A 21,556-nucleotide genomic window follows, 5' to 3' on the forward strand; every position below is an offset into this window, starting at 1 on the left:
AAAACCCGTTTTAATTATATCTATTTTTAATTAAAAATCAAATACTAAAAAATTCCTGCGGCAGATCGGCTGTCAGCCGCTCCGCTCCGTCCCTCGTTATGAGGTAGTCGTCTTCCAGCCGCATCCCTCCGAAGCCCGGAATGTAGAGCCCCGGCTCTACCGTAACGACGTCTCCGTCGCGCAGCGAGTCGTTGCGGCGCGGCGAAAGGCAGGGCGCCTCGTGTATCTCGAGCCCGAAGGAGTGCCCGAGGCTGTGAGTGAAGTACTCTTCTTTACCTGCGGCTCTGAATATCCCCGCCGCTTTTTCGTGCGCGGCCATTCCGGAAACTCCGGCGCGCAGCATCGCGGCGGCTTCGCCGTGAGCCTTCGCGATCAGGGAGTGGAGAGCGCGCGCTTCGGGGCCCGGCTCGCCTATCGAAAAGTTCCTCGTGATGTCGCAGAAGTATCCGTTCCAGCGCGCGCCGAAGTCCACCGTGACCCACTCTCCCCTTTCCATCGGCTTGTCGCCGGCGCGGCCGTGAGGCATCACGCTGCGGACGCCGGAGGCTACGATCATGTCGAAGCCTGGCGCGCCGCCGGCCGCGCAGATGTTGTAGTTGAGCAGGGCTTCGAATTCTTTTTCCCTCATCCCCGCGCCGCTTTGCGCGAGCGTGTCGATAAAGGCCTTCGCACCTATCGCGGCGGCCTTTTTTATCGCGCGGATCTCGCCGTCGTCCTTTTTCCGGCGCAGCTCGCGTATTATCTCGCCGCCGTCCTCGGCCTGCGCTCCGGAAAGCGAAAGCAGCTCCTCCCACGTCCTATGAAAGGTCTTTTCCTCTTCGCAGAGTATTTTTTCAACGCCGCGCCTCTTCAGCTCTTCGGCCGCGTCCTTCACGGCGCCCTCCTTTATCCCGCATATCCTATGCGGGGACTGCTCTTTCCCCTGAGCCGAATAGCGCCCGTCGAGATAGAGCTCGCCCTCTCCGTCCGAATATACGACGAGCGCGCCGGAGGTCCCGCGAAATCCGCTCAAGTAGAAGAGGCTCTCCCAATTCGCGCCCTCGTCCGCTATTGCGACGAAAGCGTCCGCACGGCGCTCGCGCAGCCTTTCGGCAAGCTTTTCGGTGCGGCGCAGTATGTTATCGCACATTTTCTTTGCCCATCTTCAAAAGGCGCCAGAGCTCTTCTTTCGGCTCCGGCAGTGGATAATCGAGCCGCGCGCCCATGCTCCCCGCGACGGCGGCGTCTATCCCCGCACCCTTCAGCTCCGCGAGCGCGGCGTTTACAGAATTCTCCGGGAGGACGGCCAGCAGCGCGCCGGACGCTATCAGCCGCAGCGGGTCGAAGCCGAGCTTTTCCGCCGCGCGCTTAGTCAGCCGATGGACGGGGACGCAGCTCTCGTCGACCTCCGCGCGAAGGCCGCAGAGCGTGCATATCTCGCCGAGGCCGCCGGAAAAGCCCCCCTCCGTCGGGTCGTGCATGAATTTGGCGTATTTGCGCAGTATGCGCGACTCGGGCAGCACGGAGGTCATCTCCGCCCACGAGAGCACTTGGGAAATTTCCCCTTCGCTCATGAAGGGCGACAGGAGCTCCGGTCGGTCCGCCGCGACTATCGACATCCCCTCTATGCCTATGTGTTTCGTGACTATCAGCACGTCGCCCTGGGATATGTCAGAGGCGCGCATCACTCTATCGGCGCAGCCTACGAGCGCTCCCATTATCACGGGGCGGTCGTAGCGGTCATTGAATTCGGTGTGCCCGCCGGCGACCGCTATCCCTTCGGCGCGGCACTCTTCGTCTATCTCGCGCATTATGCGCGCCGCGCCCTCTTCCCCCATCGACGGGGGCAGCACGAGAGTGACCGCGAGGTAGGCCGGCTCTCCGCCCTTCGACGCTATATCGTTGGCGTTTATGCGCACGAGCAGGCGTCCGGCGCCGCGCTCCGCTCCGACTATCGGATCAGAGGCGAAGACCATATATTTCCCCTCCGGCCATCTGATGACGGCCGCGTCCTCGCCGACGCCCGGGCCGATGAGCAGCTCGGAGCGCTCTAAGCCTTTGTAGGAGAGCACGCTGCGCTTCAGCGCCGCCGGCGAGAGCTTGCCGGATGGGAGTTCCTTTTCACACTGGTTATCCACGTCTATCATCTCTGTTTCGCAAAGCCGCGCCGTTCGACGAAAAGGCGCAGCCGCAGTAGTTCTGCCTGTAAAGGCCGAGTTCCTTCGAGCGCACGACCGAACGCCGGAAGCCGTCGTTTTTGCGCCACACTCTTTCGAGCCATACGAGCCCGTGAGCGGCGGCCGTGCGCGCGCCGATCCCGTTTATCAGCCCGACGTCCTTGTGCGGGCTTATCGTGAGCGTCGTGCAGAGGTGCGTGAAGCCGTTTGCCGCGCCGTACTCCGCGGCCGCCTCCAGCTGCAGCGCGAAGCACTTCGCGCAGCGCCTGCCGCGCTCCGGCTCGTCCTCCAGTCCGCGCACGGCGTCGAACCACGCCTTCGCGTCGTACGGTGCGAAAAACACTTCGCCGCGCTCCTTTTCCGCAAGAGTCCTCAGCGCCGCGGCGCGCCTTTCGTACTCTTCGCGCGGCTGTACGTTGCCGCCGTAAAAGTAGCCGGCCGCGTCGTAACCCTCTTCGAGGAGGGCGGGCCACGGTATCGTCGCGTCCGGCGCGCAGCATATATGAAGGAGCAGTTTTCCGCCGCTCAACCTTCCGCCTCTTCCTCCGCCGCCCCGCCGTCCGGAGCTTCGCCGGCTACGGCGGGCTCGGCCGCGTCAGGCTCTTTATCCGGCTCGGCCTCCGCCGGCGGCAGGGTCTTGGCCGCGAATATCAGATAGCCCGTGTGCCCGACCATCACATCCATCGGGCGGATCCTGTTCGGCTCCGTCTTGTAGTAGCGGAGGAGTATCTCAAGCACCTGCGCGTCGGCGAAGCCGAAATCCTGAAGAGCGCGCAGCGTTTCGGATATCTGATTCGCCGTCGGCACGAGTATCCCCAGGCGATTGCCGGGAGACAGCGCCTCGTAAGCTTTGTCGACGTAGTCCCAGGGGTTAGGCACGTCGAGGAAGACGGCGTCGGCGCCGCGCTCCTTGAAGCCTTCGTCGAGAGAGCGCACGTTGAACTCTATCCTGTGGGCGACGCCCCACTTCTCGGCGTTCTTTCTCGCAAGCTCGGAAAATTCCGGCCGCCGGTCGTATGTGCAGACCCTTCCGCCGTCGCCGACGAAATGCGCGAAGGCGCAGCAAAGGCTGCCGGAGCCGGTGCCGCATTCGACGACGGTGCAGCCGGGGAAGATGTTCAGATGCTCGATGATGAAGCCGGACTCCTTCGGGAAGACTATCTGCGTCTGCCTCTTTATGCGGCGCGTGTATTCGCCGAGCGTCGGGCGCAGCAGATAGTAGAGCTCGCCCTTGGGCGTGCGGAGCCCTTCGCCGAAGTCGTGCAGCATAAGATCGGAATGTTTCAGCTCGCCGAAGTGAGTCCCCTGAACCATCCCGTGCCGCATCCTTACGAGGAAGCTGTCCCCCTTCTTCGGGTGCCAGATGAGTACGAGCTCGCCCTCCTGAATCATTTAAGGATTTCCCTGACCGCCGCCGCTATCCCCTCGGCGCAGAGCCCCATGTCGGCGAGCACGTCCGTGTTGCGCCCAGAGAGGCCGTAGCGCGTGACGCCCATGCTTTTGATCTTCAGCGCTTTGCCGGCGCGCGCGAACGCGGCGGCCGCGATATTGCCTATGCCCGTCTGCGCGTTGTGGTCTTCGCAGCTGACTAATGGCATATCCCCGACCTCCGCGAAAAGCCGCTCCTTATCCATCGTCAGAGGCGTCGCGCAGTGCAGCACCTTGACGCTTATCCCCTCTTCGGCTAAGGCTTCCGCCGCTTCGACGGCGCGCCCGGCCAGATGCCCCATCGCAAGCACGACGGCGTCCTTGCCGCCGCGGAGCAGGTCTATCTTCCCGTCGCGGAATTCGTAATCCCCGCCGTAGAAAGGCTCGCCCTTTTCGTCGAGAATCACCGGAAGCGGGCTGCGCCCCATAGCGAGGCAGATGTTGCCGGGCTGCGCGAGCATCCAGCGCGTCGCGCGGTCCGTCTGATTCGGGTCGGCGGGCACGACGACGTTCCAGCCGTACGTGTTCGCGAAGAGGCCGACATAGTCGATGCACTGGTGAGTCATGCCGTCTTCTCCCACGTCGAGGCCGGTGTGGGTGAGGACCGTTTTCACCCCGGCGCGGTTGATGTCGTTCAGCCTCTGCTGGTTGTAGACCTCGTCGCTGCCGAATACTCCGAAGTCGGCCCACACCGAGACTACCCCGGCGGCCGACGCAGCGCCGGCCGCGGTCGCGGTCGCGTGCTCCTGAATGCCGGCTTCGATGAAGTTCTCCGGGCAGGCCTTCGCAAAGCCGTCGACCCTCACGGAGCCCGCGAGGTCGCAGTCGAATACGAGGATGGGCGTCGAGCCCGGCTTTTTATAGTTGAGCTCCCCCACCTCCGCGAGGGTCCTTCCGAACGCCCAGCGGTTGTCCTTTTTGTCTTCCTTCGTGTAGGTGTGCGGCCTGCCGGTGCAGAGCACGGGCTTTTCATGCGTCACACTGCGCCCCTTCGGCATCGCGCCTTTGCGCTCTTCGAGCAGCGCGTCAAACAGCGAAACGTCGCTCCCGAGCTCCTTCAGCGCCTGCTCCAACTTCTCTCCGGCGGCCGGCTTCCCATGGTAATCGGCGACGTCCTCCATGAAGGAGACGCCTTTGCCCATCGTCGTTTTGCAGAGCACGACGGCGGGAACGGCGGAATTTTTCGCTTCCTTAAGCGCCTTATATATCTCACAGCAGTCGTGCCCGCGGCATTTTATCACGCGCCATCCGTCGGCCGCCCAGAGCGCGGGGATGTCGGCGGGCATGACCTCTTCCAGACGGCCGCTTATCTGTATGTCGTTCCAGTCGACGATCGCCGTAAGGTTGGTCAGCTTTTCCTTCATCGCGATTCTGCGCGCCTCGGCGAGCTGCCCCTTTACCTGTTCGCCGTCGCCCATCACTACCCACGTGTGATAGTTAGAGCCGCGCGCGCGGGCCGCGAGCGCGAAGCCTACGCCGGCGGCCAGCCCCTGTCCGAGGTTGCCGGTGCCCCAGTCGACGCCGGGGACGCAGCGCTCGACGTGACCCTGATAAGGGCTGCCCGCGCGGCGGAAGTTCGCCGCCATCTCATGCGCCGGAAAGAAGCCGTACTCGGCCAGCGCCGCGTAAAAGCCCGCCGACGTATGCCCGTGGCTCACGACGATGCGGTCGCGTTCAGGCGAATCGGCGAGCTCGGGCGACACGTTGGCCGCGCCGAGCAGCGTGATATAAATATCCATAGACGAAAGCGCTCCGGCGGGATGCCCGCTCTTCGCCGCCGACGTCGCCGCGACGGCCCACACGCGCGCGTCGCGCGCCGCTTCGCGAAGCTCGGCGGCGCCGGCTTCGCTGATCGCTTCCGCCTTGAAATTTCGTATCTCTTCCGTTAGCTTCATTTAGAAAAACTCCTCTCAATTTTTCAAAGAGAACTTAATGATCAACCGTCCCTTATCATTTTACAGCCAAATCGCGCAGCTGTGGATATTTTATACGGCTATTTGGACATTCGCTTGGGCATTCCTGCTTATTTATGTCGCGCGAAAGCCTAGTTCGTTGTAGAATAACGATATATTTTCCTGCGGGCAGGAGGAATCACATTGCGAATCTTAGCCGCTCTGCTTTTAGACGCCATCTTCGGCGACCCGCGGCGGCTGCCGCATCCGGTGGTCTTTGTGGGTCGTCTGATATCGTTTTGCGAAAAAATTTTTTATACGAGGGGAAATAACGCAAAGGAAAAGGGATTCCTCTTCTGCGCCGCAGTGACGCTCGCCACGGCGGCCGCGCTCTTCGTTATACTCGGCGCGGCGGGCTTGGTTTCCCCGTGGCTCAGGAGCGCGCTTGAAATATATCTGATCTACGCGGCGATAGCGTTCAAATCGCTGAAGGACGAATCTCTGCCCGTGGCGCGCGCGCTTGCGTCCGGCGAACTCGAACGCGCGCGCCGGCAGCTCGGGCGGATCGTAGGGCGCGACACGGAACGCCTCGACGAGGCCGGCGTGGTACGCGCCTGCGTCGAGACGATAGCCGAAAGCTACGTCGACGGCGTCGTCTCGGTACTCTTCTGGGCCTCCGTCGGCGCCTTCTTCGGGCAGGCGGCGCTCTTTGCGTGGATATTCAAGGCGTCGAACACGATGGACTCGATGGTCGGCTACGACGACGAGCGCTATCGCGACTTCGGGTACGCAGCGGCAAAGTTCGACGACGCGATGAACTTCCTGCCGGCGCGCTTAGGCGCTGCCGCGGCGATTGCCGGCGGCGCCATGGCCGGCATGGATTACAGGCGCGCGTGGAGAATCTTCCTGCGCGACAGGCTGGAACATAAAAGCCCGAACAGCGCGCACGCTGAGAGCGTATTCGCGGGGCTGCTCGGCATCCGCCTCGGAGGCGGCGCGTACTACGGCGGCGAGTGGGAGGCACGCCCCTTCCTCGGCGACGACCTGCGCAGCCCCGAACCGAACGACATCCTGCGCGCGCAGCATATTTTGAATCTTTCGGTCGCGGTATGCGCGTTCGCGATCCTCGCGCTCGCAAGAGGGGCCGCGTAATGGAATTCCGGCTACACGGCGCGAACCCGCTGAAATTATACGAGCTCTTCGGCGTCGAGCCTCCGGCAAAAATCTACGACTTCAGCACGAATACGAACGCGGCGCCGCAGAGGGGCGGCTTCTCGCCGAATTTGCGCGAAGCGGTCGAGGATTACCCCGACGACGAATGCGCGGCGCTGCGCGCGCTCCTTTCGGCCAACTTCGGCGTGGAAAAAGAAAACCTCCTCGTCACGAGTGGCTCGAACGAGGCGATATACATCATCGCCTCCTACGCCGCGGCGCGCGAGAACTTTATACTCCAGCCCGTCTACGGCGAATATCTGCGCGCCCTTTCGGCGTTCGGCGCGAAGACGCGCAATATTTTCAGCCTACCCGCGGAATTTCCGGAAGGAAGCGCCGTCTGGCTCTGCAATCCCTGCAACCCTACGGGGGAGTTCATCCCCGACGCGGAAATTTACCGCACGGCGGACGGCAATCCAAACGTATTTTTCGTGATCGACGAAGCCTACCGGGATTTCATATGGACGGAGGAGGAACTTCTGCCGCTTGAGCAGCGGCCGAACGTAATAAGGCTGCGCTCGCTGACGAAAATTTACGACATGTGCGGCGCGCGCGCCGGCTGCGTCGCCGCCGACGAAAAAATCCTTTCGCGCCTCCGGCGGCGGCAGCCGAGCTGGAGCGTCGGCGGGCTCGCGCAACAGGCGGCGCTCTTCTTCGCAGCGGACGACGATCTCGTACCGCGGACGAAAAAATATTACTCCAAAGAGATGCCGCGCCTGATCTCCGCTCTGAACTCCGCAGGCTTCCGCACGTTGCCGACCTCGGTAAATTATTTCCTGACCGAGATAGAGGACGATGAAAAATTCATCCGCTTCCTGCTCGAACGCGGCTGTGTCGTGCGCCACACGCGCAACTTCCCAAGCCTCGACGGCCGCTTCGTGCGCATAGCGGCGCGCCGCGCGGAAGAGAATGACGTGCTGATCGCAGCGATAAAAGAATACCGATAAAAGTTTCGCTTTAATAACGAGAAAAAGAAGGGGCCGCTCTAGAGCTGCCCCTTCTTCAAAGCTGAACCTCGGCGCACGTTTAGCCGCCGCTGATGTTGTGGATGACCTGCACGTTCGCGCCGTCGGGGATTCTCGTCTCGCCGTAGCGCGCCCTGTCTATCGCGCTGTCGTTTACCCATACGGAGAGCATCTTGAATTTGAAATTTTTTTCGTCGAGCAGATCCTTTACCGTCAGCCCCTCTTTCCAAGGCGATTTATCCCCGTTCACCGTTATCATGCGCGGCTCCTTCCTTTCATTAAATGGGTTAATCCTCGAACTCGTCCTCCGGCTTCAGATGCTTCTTGAGAAGCTCCACGACCGCGGGATAGTCTATGCCGAGGCGTTTCACCGTAGCAAGCGTCGGGATTCCGTTCTTGTTCCAGCCGCGGCGCTTGTAGACGGCCAGTTTCAGCTGCTCCCACTGCTTCCTGCGGTGCTTCTGCAGCAGGGCGATCTTCTCCTTGACGGAAAGCCCCTCGATACTCTCGCCGAATTCCTTCAGCTTCTCGTCGAAGTACTCGGGGCGCTCCATCCACTCGTCCTCCCACACGGGACCGAGCCCGCGGTCCGGGGCTTCGTGATACTTCGCTGTGCCCTTGCCCATGCGCAGGTTGAAGATTCTCTCGAAATTATAGACCTTCTCGGACTGTTCGATCATCCCATCGCGCGTCAGATGCCTGCCGGTGATCGCCTCGAAGATGTCGAGGTAATTCTGCAAATGCTCCGGCACACGCGCCGCTTCGATGCCCTTATACTTCATGCCGTTGTCCGCCGGCTCGATATCGTTCCACGGCAGCTTGCAGAGCCCCTGCAGCGAGAACCAGAGGCGGAAGTTCGGGAAGAAGAAGAGCGCCTCGGCCTTGTCCTCGTAGGTCGGCAGCTGTTTGTTGACCATATCCATGAATATCAGCCACGCCTCGTCGTGCTGCGGCCCCTTAAGCGTGAGGAAGTAGCCGCCCCACTGAGCTATCGACTCCTGGCAGCGGTACTCGGAGGCCTCGAGCCCCTGACAGACCATGCCTATCTTCTTCATCGTAGCGAGGTCGGCTCCGTAATGCTCTGCGAAATATTCGCGCGCTTCCTCTATGCCGCGCCCGCAGGCTATCGCAAATTCGTCGGAGCCGTGCGCTATGCGGTGCAGAAGCTCCATTATATCGTCCTTGTTGCCGAAATTCAGGTCGAGACCGTGCGTATTCTCTTTGTTGATCAGACCAAGCTCGTAGCACTCACAGACGAACGCCATGCCCGTGCCGAGTGAGATAGTGTCGAGTCCGTAATGATCGGCGTAAAAGTTCGCCTCTATCGTCCAGATCGGATCGAATACGCCGAGGTTCGAGCCGAGCCCAGCCGCCGTCTCATACTCCGGCCCGTCGACTATGACCTCTCTGCCCTTCCATGGGCCGGTCTTAAGGCGAAAGTGGTCGACGCCCTTCGCACAAGCGAGCGAGCAGCCGTACCAGCAGCCGTCGGCCATGCCCTGTGTGAAGAGCTTTATATAGGCAGAAGAGCTGATATTATCGATATCCTTATGGCAGCCGAACTTATAATTGTTCACCGGCAGAAGATTGTAGGCGTCCATTATTTCGGTGAGGTGCGCGGTGCCGGCGGAGCGCATCTTGCACTGTTTGTCGTCGAGGTCGTGGATGCGCTTGTGCAGGCTCGCGCCGCAGCGCTGAATCGTTTTGATGTCTACGGGGTCGTTCTCCGCTCCTGTAAAATGCGTGCGCTTCACGACTATCGCGACGACGCCCTTGTCGTAGAGCACCGTGCCGCCGCCGCCGCGTCCCGCTTGTTTAAGGCGCACGGCTTTGCGGCGGACGTCGTAGAAGCTGAAATCCATGCCCCCCCAGTAGCTCGTGCGCGCTCCTATGCCGGTCGACACTACGGAGATGGTGCGTTTGTCGGGCTCGTCCTTCGCAAAATACTCGTGAAGCTCCTCAGAGACCGCGTACGCGTTGATGTCTGGGAGGTTTGATTCGAATATCTGGACCTTGTGGCCGTCGCCGTCGATAAAAACGACAACGGGCCTGTCGGCCTTCCCCTGCAGCTCCATCGCGTCGAAGCCGGAGAACTTCAGGAAAGGCGCGAAATATCCGCCGGCGTTGCTGTTATAAGTCTGCTTCGTCGCCGGAGAGAGGAACACCGAATAGCACTTCCCCGCGCCCGGGTACTGCGTGATGCCGCAGAAAGGGCCGCCGGCGATGACTATTTCGTTCTCCGGGTCGTCCCATTTAGTCTTTTCCGTAACGGCGTCCCAGAGCAGCTTGAGGCCAAAGCCGCGTCCCCCTGTGAATTTTTCTATCATATCGTCCGAAACGGAACGCTTTTCGAATTTGTAACTGCCGTCCCTGTTTCCTAGCCCGACGTAAAGAGTCTCGCGGGAATATCCGTGGTGTATTTTAGCCGGTTCGTACGACCATTCGGCAAGAAGTTTCATTGGCGTTTTCGACATGTCGGTTCCTCCTCTAAGCCTTCGCGGGCACATTGATCAATTCAAGCGCGCCGGTCGGGCATTTGCGCGCGCAAATGCCGCAGGCGATGCACTTGAAGGGCTCCGTCTGCTTGTCGCCGTCGAAGAACATCGAAGCGGCGGGACAGTAGCCGACGCACATAAGGCACGACGTGCACTTTTCTTTCCGCAGCTGCACCACACCGTTCGCGTCGCGCTCGAGCGCCTGAGTCGGGCAGACCGCCATGCAGGCTCCGCACTGCGAGCATATGTTGACGCTCACGAAGCCCGTGTTGTTAAGTATCTTAACGCGCGAAAGCTCCGGCGACTTTTCCTTGAAATACGCCGTAGAGCACGCCTCCATACATGCGCCGCATTCGACGCACTTCTCGGCGTTTACATGCATGATCCTCACGAAAGATCCCTCCACTGTGTTTTATTTTTTTAAGATGCGCAGGCGCGGCAAAGCGTCCGAGCACCTTCCCCAATAACAGAATTGTAACACGGAGGAAGTGGTTGTGCCTACTATTATTCACTTATGTTTATGGAAAAATTAAAAATTTTTTTGAAAATTCCTTGCGCGCGTACATTTTCAAATTGCGATAACGAATTGCGCAGCTGTCGCCCGTAGATTAGAAAAGTTCACCGTGCGACGACGGGCGCACCCCATCCTATTTATTTTGCACGCGGTATTCTTAGCTCACAAATCGTTTTTCAACGAAAGGGTTTTCTGTGGAGAAGAGCATCGCCTGGTAGCGGAGGGTGAATGCCGCTATGTCTCCCAGTCTGTAACTTTCGGCGCTCTCCTGAATGTCTATTATCATGTGGTCGCTGCTTGCTCCGAGGATTTTTATTCCAGCGTCGTCGGGGATGAGTTTGTACGCATCGCCAAGGTGGATTCGTTTAGATCCGCATGAAGGTCTGACCGTGTTGTATAATATTCAATACAACGCACTATTTAAGTAAAAAAACAGCCGACTTTAAAGGAAAGTATCTTTTTAAAACAAAAACACAGGAGGCGGATCCTTTGTACAGGCGGGACAGTATAGATGCTTCTGAGAAAAAATCGGAGAGTCTCTCCAGTTACGTCTACGAAGCGATAAAAAAGAAGATAATCAATGGCGAGCTGGCGCCCGGCAAGCAGTTGATGGACAGGGCGCTCGCTACCGAAATGGGAGTCAGTCGCACCCCAATACGCGACGCACTGAAACGCCTTTCACAGGAGGGCTGGGTGTTGTGGCGCGAGCATAGGGGAATCGTCGTCTCCGAGGTCAATTCCGACGATGAATATCAGCTCTTTATGCTGCGCGAGATGATCGAACCGTTCATCGTGAAAAAGATAATCACCACCAAGCGCCCGCAGGTGCTCGCCGGCCAGCTTGTGTCTATCGCGGACGATATGGAAAAGGTGAAAGACAATCCCGTCGAATTCATGAAAAAAGATATGCAATTCCATACCTCTATCGTCGAATTCCTCGGCGTTACGAAGTTACGGCCTCTATGGGGTATGATATGCGACGATATGACACGGCTCGTAGTGCAGTCCGTGCGAAAACGCAGATCTCCGGACGATATTATGGATGAGCACCGTATACTGATAGAAGCTTTCTGGAGGGGCGACCTGGAAACGGCTCTTGAATGCATCAACAAGCATTGCCGGCAAATCGTTGAGACTTACCATAACTAGATATAGAGAAAACAGGCAAAAACAACACATCGGGCCGTGGAAGAGACAAATTTTCCGCAGCCTGATGTGTTTATATAAAAATATATTCACAATTTAATAAAATATTTTTTAATAATTATTGGTATTTTTTATAAAACAATAGGCGTAAAAATATACAAAGAATTGCTTTGTTCTTTTTACTGTCTGAAGAATTTTTAAAAGTCTAACCCCTTGACAACACTATGTTCACCATCTATCTTATATATAATTCCGATATTCGGTTTTTAATTCCGTTTTACGGAAAATTTTGTATTATTATTAGAACAAAAAAACAGTACGATAACGGCGGCAAAGAGCTAAGCAATTTGCTAAAAAGCATTTTTAAGGTATTACCAGACTATAGCGTTGCATGTATTGTACAAGAATTGAAACCTCTTGTTTGCTTTTGTACTACTTAATTATATGAGGAGGAACCGAAATGACAAGAAAGTATTCCATAGCTCACCTGACGTGGTTGCCGTGGACTCCAGCGGAGATGATCTATAATACGCATCTCATCGGTTATGATTATGTGAGTCTCCGCACCATCAGCCAGGAACTTCCCAGAGAGGTGAACCACGATATCTCCAACAACTGCGAACTTTTCAAGTTAACGGAGCAGGCGCTCAAAGACACAGGAATGAAGATCAACGATATCGAACTGGCCAAGATAGACGCGAATACGGCGGACATCAGGAAGTACGAGCCCCATCTCGAGGCTGCCGCAAAGCTCGGCGTAAAGAACGTGATAACGAATATCTGGACGCCCGACAAGGCGTTCTATACGGAAAGGTTCGCTGAACTCTGCGACCTCGCCGCTAAGTACGGCATCTGTGTAAATCTTGAATTCGTCACCTGGGCGGATGTCAAGGATCTAAAAAGCGCCAGAGAGCTTTTGGATACGGTGAATAAGGGCAACGCCTTTATCCTTCTCGACACGCTACACTTTTACCGGTCGCGTGTGACGCTGGAGGAGCTGAAGAGCACTCCGAAAAAGCTGTTCCGGACCGTCCATATCTGTGACGCCAGCAAAGAGATACCGACTGACAAAGAGAGCCTCGTCCATACGGGCAGGGCTGAACGGCTCTATCCAGGAGAGGGGATGATAGATATCGCGGGAATAGTTAAGAATCTCGACGACGACGTAATCCTGTGTGTAGAGATGCCGCATGTTGAGAGGGTGCGCCAGATCGGCGCCGTGGAGCACGCGCGTCGCACACTGGAATCGGCAAAAAAGTATTTCAAGGCTCACGGGATAGGGTAAAGAACGGTCTTTAACAGGAGGTGAAATAAAGATGATTCTTGAGGGTAAGAAAGCGATCATAAGCGGCGGAAACGCAGGAATCGGCAGGGCTATCACCCTAGCCTACGCAAAAGCTGGCGCGGACGTCGTCATATACGGCCGCAATGGAGAAAGAAACACAGCCGTCGCCGCCGAGGCTGAGGCTCTGGGAGTGAGGGCCTTTCCGATCCGCTGTGATGTATCAAAGCCAGGCGAGGTGGAAGCGGCAGTTAAAAGATCGGCGGAGCTGCTGGGTAGAATCGATATTCTGGCAAATGTCGCAGGGGTCTCGCCCAAAAAGCCTGGCGGTTTTAAAATCCCCTTTTACGAATTGGAGATAGATACCTGGCGCGAAGTCATGGAGGTAAACCTCAACTCCGTTTTCTATGTGTCGCGCCTCGTAAGCCGTTATATGATCGAGCAGAGGTATGGCAAAATAATAAATATGTCCTCGATAGTAGGACTTACCGGCAGCGAACACGGCCCTGCAGCAGCCTGCTACTCAGCCTCGAAAGCAGGAATAATATCGCTGACCCGTTCGATGGCCTACGAGCTTGCGGAATATAACATAACGGTCAACGCCGCTGCCCCCGGGCGGATCACAACAGCGATGTCGGGAGCGAACAACGAATACTACAACAAACGAAACCTGAACGACATCCCCGCAAAACGTTTCGGCACGCCTGAGGAGGTGGCGGATTTCTTCGTCTTCTACGCGTCGGACAAATCCTCGTACATAACGGGCGAGACGACTCTTATTACAGGGGGATGGCTTATCCGTTAGCTTGAATAGTAAATCCTTTTGGCGCTTCGCTATCCTTTTCTTTACTAATCTGAAAAACAGGAGGGTACATAATATGAAACATGGGAAAATGTTCTATCTTTCAATGATATTGGCGACGGCGGCGACGGTCCTGGCCTCTTTCTCAACGGCGACGGCCAATCCCACGAAATACATGAAGCTCAAGCCGATGACGCTGCTTTATCCACACACCTCACCCAAGACCGAAGCGAATGCGCTGATGGCTGACCTTATCAAAAAATACGCGGAAGCTGAGACCGGCGGGAAGCTGACAATCGAGGTGATGCCGGCTGCTCAGCTCGGCACAGCGCAGGAAACGGCGCAGCAGCTCCAGGACGGTAGCGTCAATATCAGCTCGGAGCAGGTCTACTCTATGGTAGACTTTATACCCGAAGTCTCGGCCTTCGACATGCTCTTCATGTTCTCCACCTATGATAAGGATACGATCGACAAGACGTTGAACTCAGGCCCCATGAACAAGTTCCTTCAGGAGAAGTACAATAGGGCCGGTTTTCAGCTCCTTGGCTACATGCAGGGAGCGACCTTCCGTGAGACGACGTCGAACAGAAAGCTCAATAGCCCAGCGGACTTCAAAGGCATGAAGATCAGAACCCTGCCATCCAACAACTTCGTCGTTGGCTGGAAGGCGATGGGGACGGCCCCCACGCCGATTACGATAGGAGAGCTATATCTTGCGCTTCAGCAGAAGCTCGTCGAGGCACAAGAGAACCCTTATGACATCGTCCTATCTAATAACTTCAATGAAGTACAGAAGTACCTCTGTGCAACGCACCACAACCTCTATATCATGCACATAGTGATGAACAAGAAATTCTATGACTCGATGCCGAAGGAGTATCGCGAAGCTCTGGAGCTTGCCGTGAAAAAGGCGAGGACGGAGATCGGTGATTCAATGCCGCGGCTGGCCGAGAAATCAAAGGTGGAGCTTCTTAAACGTGGCATGACACTGATCGAATATGACAACAAGGATTTCGAACAGTTCCACTCCTCCGTCAAGCCGCAGTGGGACAGCATCCGCAAGATCGCCGGGAATCAGGTTGTCGACATGATGGTCAAGGAACTTAACGCTAATTCAAAGAAAAAGTAGCTTTACCGGGCAAACTACGGAAGCCCATCGCACCAGCTTAAAGGGCCGCGGAAAATAAGGGAAAAACCTCTTCCGCGCCCTCTCTTTTAAAGAAACCAAGAGGTGACAGTTATCTATGAAAGCTATTCGCTGGCTTGATAAACATTTCGAGGAGAGCGTCCTCATCCTACTCATGATCGGCATCTCATGTACAATGTTTTTGCAGGTCGTAATGCGCTATTTCTTTAACATGCCGCTTACGTGGCCGGAGGAATTGAGTCGTTATATGTGGATATGGACTACTTTTTTCAGCATGAGCTACACGATTTACATGAGAAACATGCTCCGGGTCGACCTCCTCGCAGAGTTTCTTCCGGAAAGGATCAGACAAATACTTGAAATAAGCATCCAGTTCCTCAGCCTAGGTATCTACTCTACCTTCGCCTACTATTCGGTGATAGTCTACCGCTCGCTTGTGACCAGCGGCCGTGTTTCTCCCGCGCTCAGGATACCAATGTACATGGTTTACAGTGCGCTCTGCGTCGGCTTCTTCCTAAGCGTCGTGCGCACACTCCAGCTCATTGTCGAGCTTGTTATGGCGATGCGCGGTAGGAAGAGCCATCATCTTAAGATGATGGAAGAGATGCAGGAAACGATGAAAAAGGAGGGCATATAAGTCATGGCGGGCATAGTATTCTTTATCTTTCTGCTCTTCCTTGTGATGAGTGTACCGATCGCCATCTCGATGATCGTCAGCACACTTGTGCCGCTGATCGCGGGAGCACCGGGAGCGAGCAGCATCCAGACACTAATTCAGAACACCTTTAGCGGGGCGGACTCAACGCCAATCATCGCAATCCCGCTCTTCATTCTCGGCGGCGTCCTCATGGCAGAAGGCGGCATCTCAGAGAAGCTCTTCAATGTCTTCGCCTACTTTGTCGGCAAAAGGCGGGCCGGCATGCCGATTGCGGTCATCATGACCTGCCTGTTCTACGGCGCGATCTCCGGCTCCGGCCCAGCGACGACGGCCGCCGTCGGCGGCATGACAATTCCGCTACTAGTCTCGCTTGGCTACGACAAACGCTTCTGCGCGGCAATGGTGGCTGTTTCCGGGGGCCTTGGCGTCATAATCCCGCCTTCCATCCCCTTCGTACTCTATTCACTTGCGACAGGCGTATCCACAGGCGCGCTCTTCCTCGCCGGAGTCCTGCCAGGATTGTTCATCGGAATCTGCCTCATGATCTATTCCATCGTCTATTGTATGATCCACGGTGAAGATAAAGAGAAAATCATGGCTAACTACGACAAGCTCCACGAAAAGGGCTTCTGTCTTCTTTTCAGGGAAAGTTTCTGGGCCTTTCTCTCGCCGGTGATTATCCTTGGAGGAATCTATTCCGGGGTCGTCACGCCAACGGAAGCCGCCTGTATTTCGATATTCTACGCGCTCTTTATCGCTCTCTTCGTCTACCAGTCGATAAAGTTCAAAGAACTCTGGGGGTACTTCGGCAATGCGGTAAGGACGTACGCGCCGCTCTGCTTCCTGCTGGCCTTCGCCACGGCCTTTGGGCGCATGTTAGCCCTTATCAAGGCCCCAGCGATGTTCTCTAATTTTATCCTCACATATTTCACGGCGCAGTGGCAGGTTTTGCTGGTGATAGTCATCATCTTCTACTTTCTCGGCATGGTTATGGACACCGGCCCGGCAATACTGATAATGGCACCGATTCTTCTGCCGCTCGTACGTGAAGTTGGAGTGCATCCAGTCCATTTCGGCGTCATCATGGTCACGAATCTAGCGATAGGGCTATCAACACCTCCCTTCGGCCTCGACCTCTTCGTCGCGAGCAGCCTGATAAAAGACAAGCCCATCGCGGTTTCGAAACCGGCGATCCCCTTTATCATAGCCTTCACCGTCGCTCTATTGGTCATCGTTTATACGCCGAAAATCAGCCTTGCGCTGCTTGGCATGTAGACACGTAGAATAGAAAACTCTTCGTCTGTCTAAGGAGATGTATTGTCTATGAGAGTAAAAGATAAGATCGCGATGTTCATCGGCGGCAGCTCCGACATCGCTACGGCCACAGCTGTAAAATTCATCGAAGAGGGCGCCACCATCATCCTCGTCGATTATGACAAAAAGGTTTTTGAGAGGATGAAAGATGCCTACGCGGGCAAAGAGGATAAGGTGCGCGAATATGTGGCCGACGCCCGCAAATATGAGGAGATAGAGGCCGCCGTAGAGGCGACTCTGAAAGAATTTGGACGCATAGACATCCTGGTAAATTGCGCCGGCATCCTGATACACAAGCCGATAGACGTTTTGACGATACAGGAATGGCAGGACGTGATAGACATCAACCTTACGGGGATATTCAATGCCTGCAAGGCTGTGACTCCCGGGATGAAAGAGAGAAAGTATGGACGTATCGTCAACATCTCCTCCATTGGCGGCCGCACCGGTCGCCCCGGAGTCGGCGTGAACTATGCCGCGGCAAAGGCGGGGATCGTCGGCCTGACTCAGACACTCGCAAAAGAGCTTGCCCCATGGACGATAACCGCCAACGTAATAGCGCCAGGACCACTCAAGGGGCGCATGTTCTTCGGAATGGAGCAGCATCTAATCGACGAGCTAATAAGTAACATCCCACTCGGCCGCGTCGGCGAGATGGACGAAATCGCCTACGCCATCCTCTATCTTGCCAGCGACGAAGCTGGGTGGACGACGGGCGAGGTGCTTGACGTCAACGGCGGGGCCTATATTTAGATAGTTGCCAAAGCGTTTTTAACACAATAGGAATCCATACGGGAGCCCGAATCGGCATCGGCGGGTTCCCCTTTATATTTGGAGTATATCTATGGAGACGCTAATAAGGGGTTTTACTCTGATACTTCCGCTGGCCTTTCTTCTGACGGCAGGAAACTTACTCTTCAAAAGGGGCTTCATCATGCCGGACGATATCGCAACGCTATCCAAGTTTCTTTTTTAGATAATTTCACCCTCGCTTTTGTTTCGCAACGCCTTTCAAATAAATGAAAACATGCGAACACAAGCCTCCCTTTTCTGGGCAATCGTCTGCTCGGCGCTTCTGGCGATGTTGGCCTCATATGCCACGGAGCGCTTTCTCTTCCGCATAAGAGACAGGCGCAGGGTAGCCCTCAGCACCGCGGCAGCGATGCGTCCCAATACCATCTACGTAGGGCTGCCAACCGTCCAGACCGTAATCGGAAACCAGGCGATCGGGCTGCTCGCGCTCTATATCGCCGTCGCGATGCCGCTCTATAATCTTCTCTCCCCGCTCTCCAGCGAGTTGATAATGGTGCACCGCAGCGACATGCGGAGCTTTTTGAAAAATGCCGTAAAAAGCATTCTTAAGAATCCCATGGTGATGGCGCCACTCTGCGGCATCCTCCTAGTGTCGCTGGGGATAAAAGCGCTGCCCCTGATGCTGGACAGATCACTGCAAATGGTGGGAAACGCAGCGACCGGCATGGCTCTTCTCACTTTGGGAGCGTCGATAGAGGTCAGCCGCGTGAAAAAGGCCTTTGCCTACTGCTGGCGCGAAGTGCTCATGCGGCTCTTCATCCATCCTGCTATACTCTATTGCTGTCTGAATACCGTTGGCATCGACGCCGCGCTGAAAAACGTCGCCGTACTCGTCACCGCGACGCCAACTGCGGTGACCCTCTTCGTCATGGCAAAAGGCACCGGCCTTGACGACGGACGTGCCGCGGAAATAATCGTTCTGACAACACTGCTCTCCGCCGTGACGATTCCGATGTGGATAGTGTTTTTGGGGATATGATATTTACGTAGAAAGTCCATATATCGGCACACGAAGTGGATAACCGTCCCAATGACGCTCACCCGTTGCTTAGAGCGCGTTCACACTAATAGACAATATTCCAATGATATGCGATGATGTGCATATGGAAATCACTCAAGAACAATATGATCGTATCGAAAAATACTTGCCCCGTCAGCGCGGGAATGTGAGTATGAGTAATCTCCAACTGATCAATGCGATACTGTATGTCACGGAAAACGGCTGCAAGTGGAGGGCATTGCCGAAATCCTATGGAAACTGGCATACGATTTATGTACGCATGAACAGGTGGAGCAAAAATGGCGTCTTACAGCGCGTGTTTGAAGCGTTGCAAGTGGAGAACATTATTCGCATAAGGGTCGAGGCGGTCTGCCTGGACAGCACATCGGTAAAGGTTCATCCCGACGGAACAGGAGCTTTAAAAAAAGAGGAAAACAGTCCATTGGAAGATCGAGAGGCGGGCTCACAACGAAGATTCATATGGTCACCGCAACTGACAGATCGGCTGTCGGCTTCGTGCTATCCGGAGGAGAAGCCCATGACTCGTCGGAAGGCACAGCTCTGCTTGACAAGATCATAAGAGTCCCAGAGCAAAAATACATCCTGATGGACAAAGCTTATGAGGGAGAGAATATGCGGAGCAAAGCGATGGAGAAGGGATATTCTCCGGTTGTTCCTCCAAAATCGAACCGCAAAGATCCATGGGAGTATGATAGGGAGAGATATAAGCAACGCAATGAGATAGAGCGATATTCCCTGCGTCTTAAGCGGTTTCGGAAAATATTTACCCGTTACGATAAGCTTGACGTGCTGTTCTGTGGGTTCATCTACTTTGCTATGATCGTAGATGCATTTTAGCGTGAACAGACTCTGGTGCAAGAAAAACGAAAATTCCCTGCCGCACCTACAAATGGCATGAGAAAGAACCTTGACTTTTTAAATTATGTAGCTACAATATAGACACATAAAAGGAGGTGCGGATCATGGGCACAGTATGTGACAATGTAGTTCGTTTCCGGATCGACTCGGAAACAAAAGCAAAAGCCGCCGAAGCTTTGGATTGTATGGGGCTCACTATATCCGACGCCATGCGGATAACGCTGCGCAGGATAGGCGAAGAAGGCCGGCTGCCTTTTGATGTGGAAATCCCGAACGCCCGCACCAGCCGGGCAATACATGACATGCGCGAAGGGCGGACAACCCGCTTTGAGACCGTCGAAGACGCTCTGAAAGACTTGAACCTCTGATATGCTGGCCATCGAGGTCACAGCCCAGTTCAGGCGGGACAGGAAACGTATGGAAAAGCGTGGCTGCGATATGACGAAACTTCGGGGCGCCATTCTTCTGCTTGCGTCAGAAGCGGAAATACCGTCGAGATTGAAAGACCACGCGCTGAAGGGCAACTGGGAAGGATGCCGTGATCTTCATATCGAAGCGGACTGGCTTCTGATATACGAAATCAAAGATAGCACGCTGGGGCTTGCCCGTACCGGCACGCACGCAGATCTGTTCGGGGGATAAAATTTTATTCCCTCCCTCCGGCAAATACGAAAAAATCCCTCCGGGCTTTCACGGAGGAACTTTGTATATTCTATTCCATCAAATGCTTGGGCTTAGCTCACAAATCGTTTTTCAACGAAAGGGTTTTCTGTGGAGAAGAGCATCGCCTGGTAGCGGAGGGTGAATGCCGCTATGTCTCCCAGTCTGTAACTTTCGGCGCTCTCCTGAATGTCTATTATCATGTGGTCGCTGCTTGCTCCGAGGATTTTTATTCCAGCGTCGTCGGGGATGAGTTTGTACGCATCGCCGATGTCGAACGCACCTATGGCCAGCAGCGCGCGGCGGCGGACGCCGCGGTCTTCATAATGGACGTATGAGCCGAAGCAGTTTGTCCCCAGCTTTCCTATCGGGTGAGTGGGTTTTTCGCCTATCTCGATTATCTCCGCTTTAAGCACGAGGCCTCTGTTTGAAAGGCCTTCTATCGGACACTGCCCGCGTTCGATGAAGTCGCAGGGGACGACGTTGGCCTCGCCTATGCGAAGGTTGTTTATCTTTTTAGGCATTCCGCCGCTCATCATGAGCGGTATGGAGGTGGTGCCGCCGCCCGATACAACTTCAAGCTCCCTGCCGATGACTTCTTCTATTTTCATTGCATCGGCGGAAAGCAGGGAGAGGTTTTCTGCCGTCGGAATGACGGAGCCGTAGCAGGTGAGGTTTGTACCCGCGCCGTAAAGGCGCAGGTTTTTGAGTTCCCGCTCAATGTAGACCGCCGTCTCGATAAATTCACGGCTGTCAAAAATCCCTTCCCGCAAGTCGCCGAGATCCCTCATCAGGATCACATTGTGGACGACGTCGGCAGTCTCCGCCGCGCGGTCGAGCGCGCGCATGGTTTCAATTTCGGAGTTGAGGCTGATATCGCAGAGCTTTACGACGTCGGCCGCTTCGGAGAGCATCGGGATGCGCAGCCCAAGCGTCTTTACCGGAAGTCCCGCTTCTTTCACGGCGGCCAGATGCGGCAGCCTTGAGCTCGCGAGGGTCTTATACCCCGCTTCAAGCAGCGCGTCCCTTATCTCGGGGATAGCGTTGAAACCTTTCAGCACGGCGAAGGGCTCGACGCCTCTCTTTCTGCATTCACGAAGAAGTATGCCTGCGTTGCGTCTGATAACGTTCCTGTCTATCTCAAGCAGCGGATATCTATTCATGGGCTTCACCTTTCTAAAATGGCCGAAGGC

Annotated in this window: 23 protein-coding genes; 13 read left to right on the forward strand and 10 right to left on the reverse strand. The window is 55.7% G+C overall.

Features of this window, described 5'->3' with window-relative positions; all coding sequences use genetic code 11:
* Positions 1-37 precede the first annotated feature (37 nt).
* Genes EH55_RS10300 through EH55_RS10320 form a run of 5 tightly spaced genes read right to left on the reverse strand, consistent with a single transcriptional unit; the run spans position 38 to position 5,479 of the window.
* Positions 38-1,129, reverse strand: a complete 1,092-nt coding sequence (locus EH55_RS10300; protein WP_037977528.1) for a M24 family metallopeptidase — start codon at positions 1,127-1,129, stop codon at positions 38-40.
* On the reverse strand, positions 1,119-2,117 hold the full coding sequence (locus EH55_RS10305) for an AIR synthase related protein (RefSeq protein ID WP_141730555.1): 999 nt from the start codon (positions 2,115-2,117) through the stop codon (positions 1,119-1,121). The genes EH55_RS10300 and EH55_RS10305 overlap by 11 nt, the downstream gene beginning before the upstream one ends.
* A complete protein-coding gene (locus EH55_RS10310) occupies positions 2,110-2,685 on the reverse strand; it encodes an epoxyqueuosine reductase QueH (RefSeq protein WP_037977531.1) in 576 nt (191 codons plus the stop codon). The genes EH55_RS10305 and EH55_RS10310 overlap by 8 nt, the downstream gene beginning before the upstream one ends.
* Positions 2,682-3,548, reverse strand: a complete 867-nt coding sequence (locus EH55_RS10315) for a tRNA (adenine-N1)-methyltransferase (RefSeq protein ID WP_037977532.1) — start codon at positions 3,546-3,548, stop codon at positions 2,682-2,684. The genes EH55_RS10310 and EH55_RS10315 overlap by 4 nt, the downstream gene beginning before the upstream one ends.
* On the reverse strand, positions 3,545-5,479 hold the full coding sequence (locus tag EH55_RS10320) for a transketolase (protein ID WP_037977535.1): 1,935 nt from the start codon (positions 5,477-5,479) through the stop codon (positions 3,545-3,547). The genes EH55_RS10315 and EH55_RS10320 overlap by 4 nt, the downstream gene beginning before the upstream one ends.
* 201 nt (positions 5,480-5,680) lie before the next feature.
* Here EH55_RS10320 and cbiB point away from each other — a divergent pair, with 201 nt between their 5' ends.
* Complete coding sequence (gene cbiB, locus EH55_RS10325; protein WP_037977537.1) at positions 5,681-6,628, forward strand: adenosylcobinamide-phosphate synthase CbiB; 948 nt, start codon at positions 5,681-5,683, stop codon at positions 6,626-6,628.
* Positions 6,628-7,635, forward strand: coding sequence for a pyridoxal phosphate-dependent aminotransferase (locus tag EH55_RS10330; protein WP_037977539.1), 1,008 nt, complete (start codon positions 6,628-6,630; stop codon positions 7,633-7,635). The genes cbiB and EH55_RS10330 overlap by 1 nt, the downstream gene beginning before the upstream one ends.
* A 79-nt stretch (positions 7,636-7,714) precedes the next feature.
* On the opposite strand, the gene thiS is transcribed toward EH55_RS10330, so the two are convergent.
* The 4 genes from thiS to EH55_RS14795 form a co-directional block, all read right to left on the reverse strand.
* Entirely contained in the window at positions 7,715-7,912 is a 198-nt protein-coding gene (gene thiS, locus EH55_RS10335; protein WP_037977541.1) for a sulfur carrier protein ThiS, read from the reverse strand.
* A gap of 28 nt (positions 7,913-7,940) precedes the next feature.
* A complete protein-coding gene (locus EH55_RS10340; RefSeq protein ID WP_037977543.1) occupies positions 7,941-10,127 on the reverse strand; it encodes an aldehyde ferredoxin oxidoreductase family protein in 2,187 nt (728 codons plus the stop codon).
* Positions 10,128-10,140: 13 nt separating this feature from the next.
* Positions 10,141-10,530, reverse strand: a complete 390-nt coding sequence (locus tag EH55_RS10345; RefSeq protein ID WP_236617116.1) for a 4Fe-4S binding protein — start codon at positions 10,528-10,530, stop codon at positions 10,141-10,143.
* A 289-nt stretch (positions 10,531-10,819) separates the two neighbouring features.
* Positions 10,820-10,948, reverse strand: coding sequence for a hypothetical protein (locus EH55_RS14795; protein ID WP_256261490.1), 129 nt, complete (start codon positions 10,946-10,948; stop codon positions 10,820-10,822).
* Positions 10,949-11,151: 203 nt separating this feature from the next.
* On the opposite strand from EH55_RS14795, the gene EH55_RS13610 reads away from it, so the two are divergent.
* From EH55_RS13610 to EH55_RS10400, 11 genes are all read left to right on the forward strand, one after another.
* Positions 11,152-11,811: a GntR family transcriptional regulator gene (locus EH55_RS13610; protein WP_051682829.1), complete on the forward strand. Its 660-nt coding sequence runs from the start codon at positions 11,152-11,154 to the stop codon at positions 11,809-11,811.
* A gap of 457 nt (positions 11,812-12,268) precedes the next feature.
* Positions 12,269-13,093, forward strand: coding sequence for a sugar phosphate isomerase/epimerase family protein (locus EH55_RS10355; RefSeq protein ID WP_037977547.1), 825 nt, complete (start codon positions 12,269-12,271; stop codon positions 13,091-13,093).
* A gap of 31 nt (positions 13,094-13,124) precedes the next feature.
* The gene (locus EH55_RS10360) at positions 13,125-13,895 is read left to right on the forward strand and encodes an SDR family NAD(P)-dependent oxidoreductase (protein WP_051682830.1); all 771 of its coding nucleotides are present in this window, start codon (positions 13,125-13,127) and stop codon (positions 13,893-13,895) included.
* A 73-nt stretch (positions 13,896-13,968) separates the two neighbouring features.
* Positions 13,969-15,021, forward strand: a complete 1,053-nt coding sequence (locus EH55_RS10365) for a TRAP transporter substrate-binding protein (RefSeq protein WP_037977550.1) — start codon at positions 13,969-13,971, stop codon at positions 15,019-15,021.
* A 193-nt stretch (positions 15,022-15,214) separates the two neighbouring features.
* Complete coding sequence (locus EH55_RS10370) at positions 15,215-15,676, forward strand: TRAP transporter small permease (protein WP_268869997.1); 462 nt, start codon at positions 15,215-15,217, stop codon at positions 15,674-15,676.
* Positions 15,677-15,679: 3 nt separating this feature from the next.
* A complete protein-coding gene (locus EH55_RS10375; RefSeq protein ID WP_037977552.1) occupies positions 15,680-16,972 on the forward strand; it encodes a TRAP transporter large permease in 1,293 nt (430 codons plus the stop codon).
* Between the two features lie 48 nt (positions 16,973-17,020).
* Positions 17,021-17,764, forward strand: coding sequence for an SDR family NAD(P)-dependent oxidoreductase (locus tag EH55_RS10380; protein WP_037977555.1), 744 nt, complete (start codon positions 17,021-17,023; stop codon positions 17,762-17,764).
* A gap of 241 nt (positions 17,765-18,005) precedes the next feature.
* The gene (locus tag EH55_RS10385) at positions 18,006-18,803 is read left to right on the forward strand and encodes an AEC family transporter (protein WP_081839547.1); all 798 of its coding nucleotides are present in this window, start codon (positions 18,006-18,008) and stop codon (positions 18,801-18,803) included.
* Between the two features lie 124 nt (positions 18,804-18,927).
* Positions 18,928-19,682 (forward strand): IS5 family transposase gene (locus EH55_RS14250; RefSeq protein ID WP_141730554.1). Its coding sequence is split into 2 segments (ribosomal slippage): positions 18,928-19,252 and positions 19,252-19,682, totalling 756 coding nucleotides; the frame shifts between segments, so codons are not numbered across the junction.
* A 125-nt stretch (positions 19,683-19,807) separates the two neighbouring features.
* Positions 19,808-20,071 carry a type II toxin-antitoxin system RelB/DinJ family antitoxin gene (locus tag EH55_RS10395; RefSeq protein ID WP_037977562.1) on the forward strand — a complete coding sequence of 88 codons (264 nt, stop codon included), beginning with the start codon at positions 19,808-19,810 and terminating at the stop codon, positions 20,069-20,071.
* A gap of 1 nt (position 20,072) precedes the next feature.
* Positions 20,073-20,345: a type II toxin-antitoxin system RelE/ParE family toxin gene (locus EH55_RS10400; RefSeq protein WP_037977564.1), complete on the forward strand. Its 273-nt coding sequence runs from the start codon at positions 20,073-20,075 to the stop codon at positions 20,343-20,345.
* Positions 20,346-20,437: 92 nt separating this feature from the next.
* Here EH55_RS10400 and EH55_RS10405 read toward each other — a convergent pair.
* A partial coding sequence (locus tag EH55_RS10405) for an alanine racemase (RefSeq protein WP_236617112.1) occupies positions 20,438-21,556 on the reverse strand: 1,119 nt, incomplete at its 5' end.

The sequence above is a fragment of the Synergistes jonesii genome, from assembly GCF_000712295.1.
Taxonomy (GTDB): domain Bacteria; phylum Synergistota; class Synergistia; order Synergistales; family Synergistaceae; genus Synergistes; species Synergistes jonesii.